The 17,090-nt window shown below is 40.9% G+C and carries 15 protein-coding genes; 6 read left to right on the forward strand and 9 right to left on the reverse strand.

From position 1 onward, the window contains the following. Window positions 1-6: 6 nt before the first annotated feature. Together CXF88_RS19485 and CXF88_RS19490 are read left to right on the forward strand one after the other, a co-directional pair. A complete protein-coding gene (locus tag CXF88_RS19485; RefSeq protein WP_101088444.1) occupies window positions 7-792 on the forward strand; it encodes a class III extradiol ring-cleavage dioxygenase in 786 nt (261 codons plus the stop codon). Window positions 793-1,145: 353 nt separating this feature from the next. After that, window positions 1,146-2,363 carry an HD-GYP domain-containing protein gene (locus CXF88_RS19490; RefSeq protein ID WP_101088445.1) on the forward strand — a complete coding sequence of 406 codons (1,218 nt, stop codon included), beginning with the start codon at window positions 1,146-1,148 and terminating at the stop codon, window positions 2,361-2,363. 162 nt (window positions 2,364-2,525) lie between these two features. On the opposite strand, the gene CXF88_RS19495 is transcribed toward CXF88_RS19490, so the two are convergent. Both CXF88_RS19495 and CXF88_RS19500 read right to left on the reverse strand, forming a co-directional pair. Beyond that, window positions 2,526-3,656, reverse strand: a complete 1,131-nt coding sequence (locus tag CXF88_RS19495; protein ID WP_101088446.1) for an acyltransferase — start codon at window positions 3,654-3,656, stop codon at window positions 2,526-2,528. 131 nt (window positions 3,657-3,787) lie between these two features. After that, on the reverse strand, window positions 3,788-4,696 hold the full coding sequence (locus CXF88_RS19500; RefSeq protein WP_101088493.1) for a LysR family transcriptional regulator: 909 nt from the start codon (window positions 4,694-4,696) through the stop codon (window positions 3,788-3,790). 159 nt (window positions 4,697-4,855) lie between these two features. On the opposite strand from CXF88_RS19500, the gene CXF88_RS19505 reads away from it, so the two are divergent. Beyond that, entirely contained in the window at window positions 4,856-5,506 is a 651-nt protein-coding gene (locus CXF88_RS19505) for a peroxiredoxin-like family protein (protein ID WP_101088447.1), read from the forward strand. A gap of 96 nt (window positions 5,507-5,602) precedes the next feature. Next, on the forward strand, window positions 5,603-6,772 hold the full coding sequence (locus tag CXF88_RS19510) for an MFS transporter (protein WP_101088448.1): 1,170 nt from the start codon (window positions 5,603-5,605) through the stop codon (window positions 6,770-6,772). Window positions 6,773-6,834: 62 nt separating this feature from the next. Here the strand turns inward: CXF88_RS19510 and CXF88_RS19515 are convergent, their stop codons facing one another. Beyond that, the gene (locus CXF88_RS19515) at window positions 6,835-7,791 is read right to left on the reverse strand and encodes a Gfo/Idh/MocA family oxidoreductase (protein WP_101088449.1); all 957 of its coding nucleotides are present in this window, start codon (window positions 7,789-7,791) and stop codon (window positions 6,835-6,837) included. Between the two features lie 179 nt (window positions 7,792-7,970). Here CXF88_RS19515 and CXF88_RS19520 point away from each other — a divergent pair, with 179 nt between their 5' ends. Next, window positions 7,971-9,086 (forward strand): NAD(P)H-hydrate dehydratase, encoded by a 1,116-nt coding sequence (locus CXF88_RS19520; protein WP_101088450.1) that lies wholly within the window; start codon window positions 7,971-7,973, stop codon window positions 9,084-9,086. Window positions 9,087-9,329: 243 nt separating this feature from the next. Here CXF88_RS19520 and proX (CXF88_RS19525) read toward each other — a convergent pair whose 3' ends face one another. The 4 genes from proX (CXF88_RS19525) to proV form a co-directional block, all read right to left on the reverse strand. Next, the gene (gene proX / locus CXF88_RS19525) at window positions 9,330-10,364 is read right to left on the reverse strand and encodes a glycine betaine/L-proline ABC transporter substrate-binding protein ProX (RefSeq protein ID WP_101088451.1); all 1,035 of its coding nucleotides are present in this window, start codon (window positions 10,362-10,364) and stop codon (window positions 9,330-9,332) included. Between the two features lie 346 nt (window positions 10,365-10,710). Further along, window positions 10,711-11,745, reverse strand: a complete 1,035-nt coding sequence (gene proX / locus CXF88_RS19530; protein ID WP_101088452.1) for a glycine betaine/L-proline ABC transporter substrate-binding protein ProX — start codon at window positions 11,743-11,745, stop codon at window positions 10,711-10,713. Further along, a complete protein-coding gene (locus CXF88_RS19535; RefSeq protein ID WP_101088453.1) occupies window positions 11,742-12,593 on the reverse strand; it encodes a proline/glycine betaine ABC transporter permease in 852 nt (283 codons plus the stop codon). The genes proX (CXF88_RS19530) and CXF88_RS19535 overlap by 4 nt, the downstream gene beginning before the upstream one ends. Before the next feature lie 26 nt (window positions 12,594-12,619). After that, window positions 12,620-13,846, reverse strand: a complete 1,227-nt coding sequence (proV, locus tag CXF88_RS19540) for a glycine betaine/L-proline ABC transporter ATP-binding protein ProV (protein ID WP_192114803.1) — start codon at window positions 13,844-13,846, stop codon at window positions 12,620-12,622. A gap of 752 nt (window positions 13,847-14,598) precedes the next feature. Between proV and CXF88_RS19545 the strand changes: the two genes are divergently transcribed. Continuing rightward, on the forward strand, window positions 14,599-14,856 hold the full coding sequence (locus CXF88_RS19545; RefSeq protein WP_101088455.1) for a hypothetical protein: 258 nt from the start codon (window positions 14,599-14,601) through the stop codon (window positions 14,854-14,856). A 426-nt stretch (window positions 14,857-15,282) separates the two neighbouring features. Here the strand turns inward: CXF88_RS19545 and CXF88_RS19550 are convergent, their stop codons facing one another. Both CXF88_RS19550 and CXF88_RS19555 read right to left on the reverse strand, forming a co-directional pair. Beyond that, window positions 15,283-15,600 (reverse strand): chaperone modulator CbpM, encoded by a 318-nt coding sequence (locus CXF88_RS19550; protein WP_101088456.1) that lies wholly within the window; start codon window positions 15,598-15,600, stop codon window positions 15,283-15,285. Between the two features lie 2 nt (window positions 15,601-15,602). Next, window positions 15,603-16,574: a DnaJ C-terminal domain-containing protein gene (locus tag CXF88_RS19555; protein ID WP_101088457.1), complete on the reverse strand. Its 972-nt coding sequence runs from the start codon at window positions 16,572-16,574 to the stop codon at window positions 15,603-15,605. Window positions 16,575-17,090 lie beyond the last annotated feature (516 nt).

Consider the following 17,090-nt stretch of genomic DNA (forward strand, 5'->3'; position numbering starts at 1 on the left):
CCTAATATGCAACAGCATCAAAAACCTCTGTTTATTTCACACGGCTCTCCTATGATGGCTGTTGAAAACAGCAAAACATCTCGATTTTTACAACAATTAGGCCAGCAGCGGCCTGCACCTAAAGCTATTGTGGTGTTTTCTGCCCACCTCGATGTCGCTGACGATGTGGTGATCACCGCCGGGGCGCAACCAGAAACCGTTCATGATTTCTATCGTTTTCCTGATGAACTGTATCAAATTCACTACCCTGCGCCAGGAGAGCCTGTACTGGCTCAGCAAATTGCCAACACGTTTACTAACGCTGGCATCAAGGTGAATTTAGACCCAACACATGGCTGGGATCATGGTGTATGGATCCCATTGAGATTAATGTATCCACAAGCAAACATTCCTATCGTACAAATATCCATTAACACCCGTGTTAGCGCTGAAAAAAATTATCAATATGGACAATTACTTGCGTCATTAAAACACGATAATATTCTCATATTAGGTTCGGGTGGAATAAGCCATAATTTAAGCGAGGTTTTTCGTCAGCCTAAAACACTAAATGGCGTTGATATGATGAATCAATTCACCAAATGGGTTGAAGAAAAGCTAGCAAATAATGATACCCAATCGTTATTAAACTACTTACAGCTCGCACCATTTGCTAAGTTTAATCATCCGACTCAGGAACATTTTTTACCGCTTATTGCTGTTTTAGGGGCGAGCGAAGCAAGTGTTGCTAAAAAAATACATCAAGACGTTGAGTATGAATTGTTAGCACTCGATGCTTATTCATTTAATTAAACACGATGTGTTAAGTAATAGGGATAGAGTAAAATATTTAAGCTCATGTATTAGTAGAATTAATCATAAGTTTTGAATAAAAAACGCGCAGTTACATGCCGATAATTCAAACACAATGGACGTCGTTGGTAATTCATCATAAACTGCGTTTATGTTTATATTTCATTGTCGTTACATTTATAAGCACTCGCTAAGTATTTTTTTTGGTAAAATATTGATCTTCATTAAGTTATCACGCTTATATTGCAGCACTATATACGCTATATTATTAAAAATGTCGTACTATAGCGTACTATAACTGTACTTTGACTCGCATCGCTCATACGTTGAAAATAGCCCCAAGGAACCGATTTATGCTGATTGAACATGACATTACTGACGTTTGTGTTGGAATGTATGTAGTCGAAATAACCGAACCCAAAGATACTTTTTCGCTCACTAAACCTGGTGTGCTTAAAAGCGAAAAGGTTATTGAAGCATTAAAACGTAAATCAGTTACCAAACTACTCATTGATACCAGTAAAGCTGAAGTTGATGTCGCAACAATTGAGCAAAATATCAGTTGGCCTAAGCCTCAAGCGCCCCGAAAAGTGACGCCTGTACGCACCGATGTGAAAGCAAATTTCTTTAATCAAGAAATAGTTAGAGCGCGCCAAGTGTTCAATGAATCAAAAGACATTCAGAAAAAGCTGTTTCATAATGCGCAGCACGGTCTTCCGTTAGACATGGATCCGGTACAAAAGATCACCTCAGAATCCACCGATTTAATTTTTAATAATCCCAATGCCCTATCATGTGTGATAAATATTCGTAATAAAGATGAATATTTATTAGAACACTCTGTGTCTGTCTCTGTTTTGATGACCATGTTTGCCGTCTATAAAAAAATCGACAAAGACATAGTTAATCAACTGGCTATCGGCGCATTTTTACATGATGTTGGGAAAATCATGATCCCCGATCGAATTTTAAACAAACCAGACAAACTGACCGATGAAGAGTTTCATATTATGAAAACTCATGCCAGTTACTCGATTGAAATTATGAAGAATACCCCAGGCATCAGCCAACTAAGTTTAGAAGTGGCAAGCTTACATCATGAAAAACTCAATGGATTGGGTTATCCATTTGGCGTACCAGCAGAAAAAATTACCCTTTATGGGCGCATGATCAGCATATGCGATATTTTTGATGCGCTGACTTCGCACCGCTGTTACAAACAGGGTTATGCCCAAGTGAAATCGTTCAGTATTTTGCGCGCGTTAGCTGAAAAAAATGAATTGGATAAAGACTTAGTCGACCAGTTTATTCGTTGTATGGGAGTTTACCCTATCGGTTCAGTGGTTCAACTTGAGTCAAATAGACTCGCTATTGTTGAAGGTCATAACCCAAAAGACCCTATCCGACCATTAGTCAGACCTTTCTATCATTTAAAACCAGACCGCTTTGAAGTAGGAAACAAAATTGATTTAGCGACTGTCACTGATGACTTAATTGTTAAGTGTGTACGTGCTGATGATTTTAATCTGAACATGGAACAAATTATTGAGTATTTAGCGCACGAAGGCTAATCCACTCCCGCTTTTTAATTGATTGTTTTATGTACTAAGCTAACGCGAATATTAAGCGTGTTGCGCCTTTGGCGGACTTTTCACCCCTAGGTGTTTCAATTCAATTAAATGTGAGTTATTACGGTTAAATTTTTTTAATATCAAAAACTTAACTAATGCCTGCTATTTGGATTTAGACATAATTTTAAGTCCAAATAAATATCGAGTGAGCTTAAACGGCCTAATCACGTAGTAACATAGCAAGGCACACACCACAAAAGCACTCATTAATACACTGACAGATTTAATCGCAATAGACGCTTGCCACTGCACAATGTAAAACGCCAACATCACAATCACAGTTTGATGCAAAATATAAAACGGGTAGATCAATTCGTTGGTTTGATGCAGCCATGTTGGCGTCTTTTTAATATGAGCAATCGCAAAACCTGCCATGGTTAATAACCCAGACCATGACACTAGCGTACAAACTAACCACCATAATTGCCATCGTGTGGTAAGTGACAAATACGGGCTTAAATCAGGTGAATAATAGTAGCCATAAAACAGGATTGAACTCACGAACAAACTGGCTAAATAAGTGTATCGATGTTCAGCTAACGCGCGCCAAATAAGCTCGCTTTTGACAAAGCACATGCCTGCAAAGAAGAAAAACAAATAAAACACACTCAATGACAGGTTTTCGATATGGTGACTGTCTGATGGCGAAACATATTTAAGCGCACCACGTAATACGATTAACACTAAAACTAAACTGAGCAACCCAAAACGATGACGGCTTATTCGTTCAAGCCAATGTTGTAACTTAATACCGGTCTGGCGTGTTAACAAATACCTAAGTGGCACCGCAAGCAGCATAAAGATAACTAAAAATTCAATAAACCATAAATGATTACTATCAAACGACAACATCAACTCACCATACGCCGATGCTAAAGAGCTATATTCAGTAATGTTTTCATAATAATGTTGTGGCGGCACAATCAATATCATTCCCACCAGCAAAGGGATAAAAAGCCGATGAAACTTACTCGAGAGAAATTGGCGCACGGGCATTTTTTGCAGTAACAAAAAACTGGCTGCACCCGCGATAAAAAACAATGTTTGCAGTCTGAGTTGTTCAAAGTACACCATGATATCGTCAAGCACTTTGCTCGATTCATTATTCATCACATGCCAGTCGTCACCATTAAATGGCATCAATACATGGTGTAAAAAAACTGCAAAAATCAGTACCACCCGCAACCAATCAAGTTCTGAATAACGCCTGTTTTGTGGTAAAACCTCATCCATAGTCAATGCCTTCCTCTGGCCTGTTAGTATAAAATGTTGAGTATCTAGCTGGCTTAAGTGCAATGTTCCATCTCACTTAAACTTCATCACTTAGCTGCACTTCTTAAACTCTATCATTCAAGCTCTATTAATTAAGCCATACTTTTGGCAATTTTAGCTTTGTTGTGTAATGCCAACGCGACAAAAGCATCTACAGTAGCACGATCATTAGCACGCTTTACATGTAGCTGAGTGGGTATAGCTTTATGTGCATCAGTGAAAGGTAAAAAATGACAACCTTGACTGTATAATTTACGAATACAATAAGGCGCAATAGCAACACCTAGACCAGCAGCCACCTCAGTTAACAAGGTCTGCATATGTTTAGGTTGGCTAATAATATTGGCCGAAAATCCTGCTTGTTTACACAGCATAATAGTATCGTCAAACAAACCTACTGCTTCGTCACGGTTAAAGATGATCAACTTTTGCTGTTGTAATTGACCCAATTCTATTTGGCTATATTCAGCCAGGGGATGGTGTTGTCCCACAACGGCCACCAACTTGTCGATGTAAATATCACTACTGTTAAATTCATCAATAATCCCGCTGGGTAATGGCCGCGAAAACCCAACATCTATGCGGTTATCTTTAAATGCTTCAATTTGTTCTGTCGCGGTCATTTCAAATAAAGTGACATGCACATCAGGATATTGCTGCGAATAGCTGCGAACTAAATCTGCCATAAAAGTCAAACATGCTGAACTTAAATGAGCGATATTAAGCTCGCCTATCTGCCCCTGCTGTGCTCGTTTTACCTGACTTTTAGCGTTGTCTGCCAATGCAATAATCTGTTTCGCATCGTGCAGCAATTGCTCTCCCGCGTTAGTGATTTTTACCTGGCGCGAATTGCGGATAAACAGCATAACTCCTAGCTCTTCTTCCAACATGGCAATATGACGGCTAATCGCCGGCTGTACCGTATTGAGATCACGCGCCGCACCAGAAAAGCTGTGGTGTGACGCTACGCTAATAAAGCTTTTCAATGTTTTTATATCCACAATCACCTCAAATACGCTTTTGCTATAGATTCAATAAAATAATAACATTTTTATTATAGACGCTAACACTTTACTCTTTAGCCTAGTTATATTTACAAAGTCCCAATCACAGAGTCGTCTGCCAAAGGCTAGCTAAATTAGTTGCTATCGAGGGAATATATGAACAGTTTACAACAGCAAACCGACGCTAAAATGAATGAGGGACGACAAAAGAACCCTGATTTCATGAAAGTCGTTGACGATATTATTGAACAAGCAAAAGCATTTCAACAAGGTGATAGTGCAATTAATCTTGGCCAAAAAGCGCCCAACTTTTCGTTACCTCATTCGGATGGGAAATTAATATCCCTGGTAGATTTACTGCACCAAGGCCCTGTTGTAGTGACATTTTATCGTGGCAGTTGGTGCCCGTACTGCAACTTACAGCTGCGTGCTTTACAAGCACGTTTAGCCGATATTCATACCCTTGGAGCTCAATTGGTTGCCATCAGTCCGCAAGTGCCAGATGGCTCTTTGACAAAAGATGAAATGCAAGACCTAGAGTTCTTGGTATTGTCAGATCAAGATGCAAAAGTTGCATCACAATATGGGGTTGCATGGCAAGTGCCTGAATTTCTCGCTGAACATATGCGCGTTGATCGCAAGCTCGACCTTGAAGCCATCAATAATGGCAATGGCAGTGTGTTACCGATCCCCGCGACATTCATTATCGGTCAAGACGGCGTTGTCACCTGGCGTTATGTCGACGTAGATTACCGAACTCGTTCAGAGCCAGAAGACATCATACAAGCATTAAAGCTGCTGGCTTAATGTTCAATGCTGATATCAATGACTGAGTGGTTGAACAATCACTCTTTCGCTCTCTTCTCTTAAATCATGGTTCTTCAGCAAATCACAGGTAAAACAATGACTCGTTTATCTAAACTTGGCAGCTTTTCGCTGCTGTGTATTGCCAGCCTCACCATTATGGTTGGCGCCCTTGTTGCTCCGGGATTACTAAGCATATCGAATGCATTGGGCATCAATGAATATGCGGTATGGCTGGTGACTTTTCCGGCATTAGGTGCAGTATTATTTGCCCCAATAGCGGGTAAATCAATTGATAAGTTTGGTGCTTATCGGGCGCTCATCGTCGGTTTAATACTCTATGGGGCCTTGGGCTTTGCGGTGTATTGGTTGAATGGCCCTTGGTTTGTATTGTCTAATCGTATTTTATTAGGCGGTATTACTGCGGTAGTTATGGCGAGCAGTACCGTACTTATTTCGCAATGGTACACCGGTAATGAGCGGCTCAGCATGATAGCTAAACAGGGTATGGCTATTGAATTAGGTGGGGTATTGTTTCTGTTTTTAGGCGGTACATTAGCCAGTATTAATTGGGCTTATCCGCTGAGTTTATACTTAGTTGCTTGGTTATTTTTACTGATGCTGTTGTTATTTGTGCCGCGTAAACATCCATCCATCACGGTTGAGGCTGAATGTGATAACAACCAGACTCAACAAGGGCTATCACTTCATCAGGTTTATCTTTTTGCCACTATGGCAATGGTGATCTTTTTTACCGCTATTGTCGTGCTCCCAAAGAGCATGGTTCAACAAGGCTATAACGAAGCTCAAGTGGGTAATTTACTAGCATTTATCTCATTGGTTGCAGTGGTTGCTGCGTACTTTATGCCAAAAGTTGCCAAACACATGAGCGCTACGTATTTGTTAGCTGTCGCATTTGTAGCATATGCCCTCGCGCATGTTGGTTTTGCAAACGCAAACGGTATGCCGATATTACTCATTGGAGCTGTCTTTGCGGGTATTGGTTTTGGTTTCAGTATTCCGTTACTTAACCATATGACGGTAGAAAAAAGTGCAGCCAACGTTAGAGGCAAAAATTTATCCTATTTTACGATGGCCGTATTTGGCGGTCAGTTTATCACTTCGTTTGTTGAATTTATTCCCGGTGGCACCACGGTGAGCTTTTCTACCGCCATGCTATTAGCCAGTATTATGGCTGTGATATTGGTCGCCATGCAGTTCAGCGACAATAAAATTTTCAGCAAACCCGCTACCGAAAAAAAGAGTTAGCCCGCTCAATGATTGGCGGCCGCTATATTGACTATATTGCCAGCATAGCGGCTGAATCAATCTTAAATCAGTGCCTTTATTCTCGCTAGTTGCGACTGAAACAATAAGCTATGTTGATGTGTTACTACCCTACTTTCAAGATCGCCTTGTTCGATGAGTCGACATGCTTCATCCACCTCAAAGTGATAGCCCAATGATGCTCTGCTATCAATAAAGCTATCGACCAACTCATCTAGATGATACAAACTGCATTCAGATGCTCTGAATGCATCAGGAATAACAATGTAACCTTTATCGCCAATAAGATAAGCGTTATTACTTAATCGGCACTGAAACGACGAAGCTAAACTCACAGCGATATCACCACTTTTACCAATAATAATCACATCATCTTCAACACCGGTTTCACATACATGTGCTTGAACATACAGATTATCGATGTCAGCTTTAATAAAATAATCTGCAATCGCCAATGGGTAAATACCCATATCCAATAAACATCCACCCGCTAATTGCGGATTATATTCACGCCCATCAGGCGTAAATGGGATCGGATAGCCAAAATCGACTTTGACGTGTTTAAGCTGACCAATACGGCCTTCATCTAACCATTTTTTTGCTTGTTTAATTGCTGGCAAAAAATAAGTCCATAATGCTTCCATTAACAGCAAGCCTTTGTCTTTGGCTAACGTAACCAAAATATTGCATTCTTCAACCGACACTGTCATCGGCTTTTCGCACAACACGTGTTTACCTGCCATTAAAGCATCATAAGCTTGCTGAAAATGAAAATTATGTGGCGTGGCGACATACACAATATCAACGTCTGGATCATCAAATAATGCTTGGTAGCCTTGATAGGCCTTTTCAGCGCCGTATTGCTTTGCAAAAGCATCGGCATCCGTTTGTTGACGCGCGGCAACGGCATATAAATGACTGTTAGCCGAAAAGACTAAATCTTGACAAAATAAAGCCGCTATTCTGCCAGTACTCACTATGCCCCAGTTTATTCTAGTCATTCATTTTCCTTAATATTATGTCTAAGCCAAAGGCTATTAATCTATTCACAATACCTCCAAGACTAATGAATTAATAGTAAGAGCTAAATATCATCATTTTTTTGTCGCAGTAGCCATTACGCTTTTCCTGTTTGTGCTACTTTATTGTATCGATATGCAAAATTAACTCGCGAGTGCCAATGAATACGTTAACCCTGGAATATATCAAAAGTATATTGCCTCCAAGGCCGGATAACAGCCATAAAATGACTTTTGGCCATGTATTGAATATTGCTGGTTCATTGCATTATCGGGGAGCGGCTTATTTGTCGAGTTTATCCGCATTACGAGTTGGTGCGGGTTACGTCACCTTAGCCAGTAGCCCATCGGTATGTGACAGTGTGAGTGCATTAACGCCAAATGTTGTTACCTTGCCACTACTCACTCATGTAACACAAAGGCATGATGATGCAGGGCAAACAACAGACTTATTATCAACAAAGATGCAGCCATCGAATACTCAGTCGAGTGACCTACAAGCTATTGACGTACAGGCCATTGATAAAAGGGCTGTGTTACAACTTCGCGATAAACTCAACCAAGCCAGTGTCATTTCCATGGGCAGTGGATTAAGTATTGGCCACAGTACTGACCAACTCATTATTAGCCCTAACATTAGCACTAACATTAGTCCTCTCGCTAACCCTCCACTCAGTAACAAACATCTTAGCAACAGCCATTCACAGGGTTTATCTGTTCCTGATGGCAATAATGGATTTTTTTACGCCCTATTAACTGAGATACAAGCTAATCCTAATCCGGTCATCTTTGACGCTGACGCACTTAACTTTATGAGTCACTTACTTCATCCTAGCGGCCCATCGAAAACATCTATCAACTTGCCCAAAAACAGCATTATCACACCACACCCAAAGGAGTTATCAAGGTTACTCAATGTTGATGTCAGCGAAATTCAAGCCAAACGGGTGCACTATGCCAGTATTGCCGCTAAGCAATTAAACACAGTGGTGGTACTTAAAGGCAAACACAGTGTGATTAGTGATGGCGAGCGAGTATTTATCAACCCAACAGGTAACAGCGCGCTAGCCAAAGCCGGAACCGGCGATGTGTTAACAGGTATGATTTCAGGGTTTTGCGCTCAAGGCGTTAGCCCAATAAATGCAGCGTGTTTGGGTGTCTATTTACACGGTTTGGCAGGCGACATTGCTGCAGAGGACTTAAGCCAATATGGCATGTTAGCCAGTGACCTACTTAACTATATTCCTAACGCTATTTTAAAAGTATTAGCCGTTTAGCCGATGCGAAATCAGCGCGTGATGGTGACCAATACCGAGATGGCTTACCAAAGGCTAAATCGTAATAATCTAGCTATAAATGTTTATTCATACTCTGTTTTCAAACACAAAAGTAAATGACCTCTTCATTGATAAGTAGTGGTTATATGTCAAATTGTCTTTATACACACCAGTCTTATCTTTAAAAAACCCGGAAACATGGTATGTGTGCTCCGGGTTACCATTAGTTATTGCAGATTGAGACTATTTGGCCGCGTTTCGTGCTTCAGTCAGCCAACCGTTCCATTTATCCTGATTTTTGGTAATCCACTCATCTACGTGTCCTTGGATATCCTTGGCACTCTTTTCACCTTCGTTCATCCGAGTATTTTGTTCGTTGATATCACTAAGTGGCAATGTAAATACCTCAAAAAACTTCCTAGCTGCCGGATTCTGCTTGGTGAATTTTTTGTTGGCGACTATCTGGATGTCTGAAACGACAAAACCAAGCTTTACCGGATCAGAAACCGCGCCTTCAATTCCATTCACTGTCATCCGTTCAATTGCAGAACTTTGCGCTTCGGATGGCTTAATTTCAGGAACGTTTATCCACACAACGTCCTTGCCTGGTTTCAGTTTGAAAATGGTCCAGTTTGGTGCCCAGGTATAGAAAAATATTGGTCCACCATTTTTATAACCCGCCATCGCTGACGCCATTCCTGCTGCATATGAAGCGGTCACCGGATTAATAGCATCTTTGAGATCGTATACATCCATATGGTGGCTGATGACTTTTTCACATCCCCAACCTGGAGGGCAAGCGGTCAGATCGGCCTTGCCATCGCCATTGGTATCAAAGGCTTTTTTCACCTCAGGGCGTTTAAAATCTTCAAGGGAGGTAATATTATATTTATCGGCCTCTTTCTTAGACACCAAATAGCCCTGCAGACCCCCGGCCTTAACCACAAAACCAACTTTCTCACCTTTGTCATAAAATCCTTTCGGCATCTGGCTGTCATGATTTGGAAACCAGCCATTGGTCCAATAATCAACATCACCGAGAGTCACGGTTTTGTAAAAGATCGGATTCGACAGATCTTTAGGTTTTTCTACATCATACCCCAGTGTTTCAAGACCTCGTCGTACAAGCGCTTCCTGAAAAAATCCCGTGTCCCACGTGGCCCGCGCAGGTTTAACGGTTACGCCTTCACCTGGCTGGTGATTATCGGCAAGAGCTGCAGACCCTGTCATGGTTATTGCAGCTAAAGCGACACCCATTATTACTTTCTTAATTATCATTTTCGTTCCTTATTTTTTGTTGCCATAGATTGGGTCATTATCTTTAAATAATTACCAATAATAGACCTGTACCTTTGGACTTAAATAAGCACATTCATTTTTTTATGAATTATATTTTAAATAATATGTTGAATTCGAAATGTATTTTGAAAAATATGATAAGAACTTAGGCTTGTTCCTTTGAAAAACATCATTGCCTCTTTAGGGGCTAAATCACTATCAGCTTAGTCCTCTATTTTGAAAGCGCTGGCATACGTTTTACTAAACACTTGGGGGGTTGTATAAAAATAACCCGTAAGCACGGTATGTGTGCTCCGGGTTACCAATAAGCTATTGCAGGTTGAGACTATTTAGCAGCATTACGTGCTTCAGTCAGCCAACCGTTCCATTGATCTTGGTTTTTGGCAATCCACGCATCAACGTGGCGTTGAATGTCCTGTTCACTCTTTTCGCCATCGTTCATCCGAGTATTCTGTTCGTTGACGTCGGCAAGCTGCAGGGTAAATACTTCAAAAAATCTCCTAGCTGCTGGATTTTGCTTGGTGAATTTTTTGTTGGCGACGACCTGGATGTCAGAAGCAACAAAACCAAGTTTTACCGGGTCAGAAACTGCGCCTTCAAGTCCCTTTATCGTCATTCGTTCAACAGCAGAACTTTGTGCTTTGGTCGGATTGATTTCAGGCACGTTGATCCACACAACGTCCTTGCCTGGCTTCAGTTTAAAAATGGTCCAATTTGGTGCCCAAGTATAGAAGAAGATTGGTCCACCATTTTTATAACCCGCCATCGCCGATGCCATTCCTGCTGCATATGCCGCTTTAACTGGATTGATAGCATCTTTGAGACCATATACGTCCATATGATGGGTGATTATTTTTTCACATCCCCAGCCTGGAGGGCAGGCAGTCAGATCGGCCTTGCCATCACCATTGGTATCAAAGGCTTTTTTCACCTCAGGGCGTTTAAAATCTTCAAGGGAGGTAATATTATATTTATCGGCCTCTTTTTTAGACACTAAATAGCCACCCAGTCCACCGGCTTTCATGACATAACCAATCTTTTCAGCTTTTTTATCAAAATTTTTCGGTAGTTGATCGTTATGCATTGGAAACCAACCATTGGTCCAATAATCAATATCACCAAGAGTGACCGTTTTGTAAAAGATTGGATTGACCAGCGTTTTGGGCTTTTCCACATCATACCCAAGAGTCTCAAGACCTCGTCGTACAAGCGCTTCCTGAAAAAAACCGGTGTCCCATGTCGCTCGAGCTGGTTTAACGGTTATGCCTTCTCCTGGCTTGAGAGTATCAGCAAGAGCTACTGACCCCGTCATTGTGATTGCAGCTAAAGCTGCGCCCAGTATTACTTTTTTAAGTATCATTTTACGTCCTTATTTTTTGGGGTTGCCATTGATTGGGTGATTCTATCTAGAATGATTGCTAATAAAACAATCGCAAGACCGCCAACCGTGGCCAAACCAATATCAAGTGTATTTAAGCCCAGAACGACAGGTGCCCCGAGGCCTCCTGCGCCAATCATTGCGGCGATAACCACCATGGAGAGCGACATCATGATGGTCTGATTAAGACCAGCCATGATGGTCGGAAGAGCAAGTGGTATCTGAACTTTAAGTAAAACCTGCGAGCTTGTTGCCCCAAAGGCGAGCGCAGCCTCGACTAACTCTGGGTGTACCTGCCTGATACCGAGACTGGTTAATCTAACCAACGGTGGCAGGGCAAAAATGATGGTTGCAAGAACACCCGCAGTGTTGCCAATAGAAAAAAGCATCACTATAGGTACCAAATAGACAAAGGCTGGCGTTGTCTGCATCGCATCCAAAATGGGTCGTAGAATGTTATTAACACGATCACTGCGTCCAGCCCATATACCAAATGGCACGCCAACAACGGTGCAGAACACAACAGATGAAAATACCATGGCGAGGGTTATCATGGTTTCAGACCAGAAACCAAGCAGACCAATGAGAATCAACGATGCAAGCGTAAAACCAGCAAGTTTGAAACCTGACACCCGCCAAGCAATGACGCCAAACAGTGCAATAACAAGCAGAGGTGAAGTTGCCAGAAGTCCATCTGACACACTCGATAAAATGAAATCTACGGGCCATTTTATCATCTGGAAAAACCATCGATACCCTTCTACCAACCAGTCAACAAGGCTTGTGATCCATGCATCTAAGGGAATAACTCTTTCATTAAAACTGAACATGATATAACACTCCTGAAGCTAGTATTCTAAGATGCTGACTGCTCAAAATAAGTCCCCTTCTCTGCACGGTTTAAGGTACGAAGAAACAGATTTTTAGAAACAACTCCGCGATATCTATTTTCTGAGTTTACAACTGGAATAGGCCAAGAATGAGATGCTACCAAAGATAAAATGTCTTGAAGACTATCGGTTTCCTGAACAGATTTAGCTTCTGCAAGAAAGGCATGCTCAAGTTTGCTGGTACCATTTCCTTGGTCAATAGCGTCGCGCAGGGAATCTGAAGAGACAACACCTAAAAACCGGTGTTCTGAATCTAATACATAGGCAAATTCGCGATCTTTCATACTCAACATTTCTAATGTGGCTCGTGGGCTACCTGCTTTAGTATGCCAAACGACCGTTGGCTGGCTATCGCGGGCAATGTCCCCAGCGGAGATAACACCGGTTGGATCAACACCGCGGAAAAAAGCGCGTACATAATCGTCAGCGGGATTTTGCAAAATCTCTTCTGGCGTCCCGACTTGGATAACTCGGCCGCCCTGCATAATGGCAATTCGGTCACCAATACGTAGTGCTTCGTCTAAATCATGGGAGATAAAAATGATGGTGCGCTCATGACGATCTTGCAGTTTAAGCAGTTCATCTTGCATCTCTGTCTTAATAAGAGGATCAAGCGCCGAAAATGCCTCATCCATGAGCAAGATATCAGGATCAACCGCTAAGCCTCGCGCCAATCCCACTCGCTGCTGCATACCACCACTTAACTCTTTGGGATATGCATTCTCCAAGCCTTCGAGTCCGACTTGTTTTAAAGCATCTAGAGCTCGCTCTTCACGTTGTTTCTTATCCATACCATCAAGCTCGAGTCCAAATGCAGCATTTTCTAACACTGTTTGGTGAGGCATAAGAGCGAAAGACTGAAAGACCATACTGGTTTTACTTCTGCGAAACTTTACCAGCTCATCCTTATTCATTTTGAGGATATTTTGACCATCAACTAACACCTCTCCAGACGTTGGTTCAATAAGCCTGTTTAGCATTCTTACTAGAGTAGATTTTCCTGATCCGGACAGACCCATCACGACAAAAATTTCACCTTTGTTCACAGTAAAGCTTGCACCTTGAACTGCAACAGTTAGTCCTGTCTGTTCGTAAATTTCTTCTTTACTTTTCCCTTGTTCAAGTAATTTTACCCCCTTGCGAGGTTCAGAACCAAAAACCTTATAGAGATTTTTTATTACTATTTTTTCCATAATATTTTCCATGACGCTCTTTTACGCCGTTCTGCTTTTTTGTACTAACGCTACATAAAAAGCACGTGAATAAATTTTGCGCTGTTAAATATTTACCACACACTTTCGCGATATATTTTATACAGTAGTCCCTAAACGCTAATCATGTCAATGTTAGTGTTTTCAAAAATAGACATAAATCATTGAATTTAATTGTAAAAATAAAACCCAGATTAACCTTATATTTGTTAGGGGTAATTTATTGATTTAGTTGTCTACATCATCCTCGTTAACTAAGCACTATGTGGTTAATCATTTAGGCTTATCGTTAATTGGCTAGTTAGTAAATTTATAGGCTTCAGAAACTGAATTAATTTGCTGTTTTTTAATTCACATGAATCAAGTGTTTTATGCAGTGATGACTTATCTTTTCATGGCTAGATTATGAATATTTATCGTACGACGACACAACCACTTTGACTCACTAAGGTTATTGTTGGCTTATACTTTTGTTAAGAAGTATTACATGAGTTTTTCTGTTTCTCTTGTCACATTAATTACGTTGATGCTCCTCGCCAAGCAAGTCACATCACGCGCCCTCTGTTTGATGGGTTATTTATGAGTGTTACCCCTGTCATCGCGGGTTGTAAGCGATGACAGCAAATTACAACCTTCGCCTATAGCCATTTAGAATGATTACAAAAACAGGATGATCATAGAGTCGGGATCGGATCACATTTAACATGATAGTGAAAATTCTATAACCGCAAATAATGATATTTGGTGATGCTGATAATAGCGATATTCGCCATGTGCCTAGCTTACTTGCGGTGATCCTAACGATGACGATGTTTATGTTTGTATCAGTGGCAATTATTCGTGAGAAAGCACTAGATAATACGGCGTTTTTAATTGTAACTCCGATGTCGCTATTGGATATTTTTAGAACCGCTACGCGCTGGTTTAGATTCGTTATTATTGGTATCTTTCTCGTCTATCTGTGTCTGTTTACCATTGAGCTTGTTCATTAATACCATTGCAAAAAACCAACTTCAAACGCTGTAATTATCCATTATTATATTGATGTCATCGATTTGATTATCTGAATTTGTGTTCCTTTATTAAACGATGCCCATATGCGGCACAATCGGTAGAAGAAGCACTGCCTACAGCCCATTTATGGCCAGAGGCATTGTACTTAAATGAGCACAAGTGATGTCATTAGGCCACAATCAACAGTCATTATTCGGCTTTAACTGTAATTTTAGCTGTATTGGTTTTTTAGCGGCAAAGAACGTTAATAAACCTTTATAAACAGCTTAAATAACGATAGTTAGGTAGCATTGATTAAATGACTGTCCTAAATCGCGGTACTTATATAATCAGGCTGCCGCTTAATCGCAACTGCCAATGAGAAGTGTAACGAGCCTTAACATCCAATAGTCAGCGATATGTCATTATATTTTAAACCGACTTAGTTGCTGTTTTAGCATATGGACTTCATGATCTAATCGGTCTCTTTCATCGAGTAATTGTAAAATTAAACCAATGCCACCCCAGTCGAGTGCCAGATCACGTTGAATGCGCGTAGCTTTTTTAACTTGATGTAAATTCTCGACACTAAATTGCCATGTTTCTATCACCTCGCCCTGCAATGGAATCGCAATACTGTGCTCCACAAGTTCAAGTAGTAAGGCTGAGCTGATATCACTGCACTCACACAGTTCATCACTACTCAACCAACAATCTTGTTCGCTTATATTAATCTGCAGCATCGTTATTTACTCCAACTGGCACGTGGGTCGAATTTATTTTTCTCTGCTAATTCAGTCCACAATTGTGTGCTTGTTTCGTCTGGTGATGTCGGGACGACTATTTTGAGTACAGCAAATAAGTCCCCATGTACTTTTTTACTGAGTAAGCCTTTTCCTTTTATACGTAATCGCTGTCCTGACTGACTATTAGCAGGGATAGTGAGCTGAATATGACCGGTTAACGTGGGCAGTTTAAGCTTGGTACCCAGCACGGCTTCCCATGGCGCTATTGGCACAACAATGCTCAAATCTCGGCCATCAACATCAAACATTGGATGAGGCACAAACCGAATTTGTAAATAGAGATCGCCATTGTCGGCCTTGGTCGGTCCCGGACCGCCCTGTCCTTTCAAGCGAATACGTTCGCCATTAACAACGCCAGCAGGAATTTTAACTTTTAACGATTTAGGTTGCTCAACGATACGACCGCTAGGTTCTCGTTGTTGTAAGGTAAACTCGACTGGCTTAAGAGTATCGACCAATGTTTCTTCGAGAAACATCGGAAACTCAATTTCAATATCTTGGCCTTTTGGGGGCTGGGTTTGGCGTTGCCTATGTTGGCCACCTTGTTCAAAACCACCGTGGCTTGAACCAAAAATTGAACTAAAAAAGTCTGAAAATTCTTGATCGGTTTGAGGATCGCTTTGCTGTTGTCCCCAATTTTGACTGGCGCCATTCGCTCCACCTTGATTGGCATAGCTATTTTGGGTTCTATTAAGATGATGATGACGTAACTCGTCATATTCGGCTCGCTTTTTAGTGTTATGCAACACCTCATAGGCTTCACCAATTTCTTTGAATTTTTCTTCTGCATCTGGATGTTTACTCACATCGGGATGATACTGCACGGCGAGTTTTTTATAAGCGACCTTTACCGCTTTATCATTCGCTTTAGGGTCTATGCCTAATACAGTGTAATAGTCTTTAAAATTCATTTTATCCCCTCACAGAGAGCAAGTTTGCAACGGATCAATAAACAGCTTTTAACCCATCTACAGTAATCAGTTTAGGCCCAGAGACAAACTATACGCTTGATCTTGATCAACTCTATTACAGTATGGTCAGTTTAGATAATGAGCATTAATTGATTAAAAAACATCTCTCCTTTAAATAACACTGCATCAGCATAGCCCTATGAAATGGATTTATATCCTAAACACTATGCCTTAACATCATTCACAAAAGTGCCAAGCTTAGTTAACAATATAAAGCTAACTCAATGACACCATAGCAGTACTATCATCCATTTTTGAACACGATGACACCTTACACAACGGCATGAAAACATAGTGTAAGCTGCATAAATTTGATCTGTAAAATATTCAGCCAAAATGGATAATACGCCCATCATCTCGGGCTATTTATGTTGATAAATATCAATAAATTGACTTAGATTGTGCTGCTATTACTGCTTAGTATTGCTTAGTATTGCTTAGTATTGCTTAGTATTG

It is taken from the genome of Shewanella sp. ALD9 (genome assembly GCF_002836315.1).
GTDB lineage: Bacteria > Pseudomonadota > Gammaproteobacteria > Enterobacterales > Shewanellaceae > Shewanella.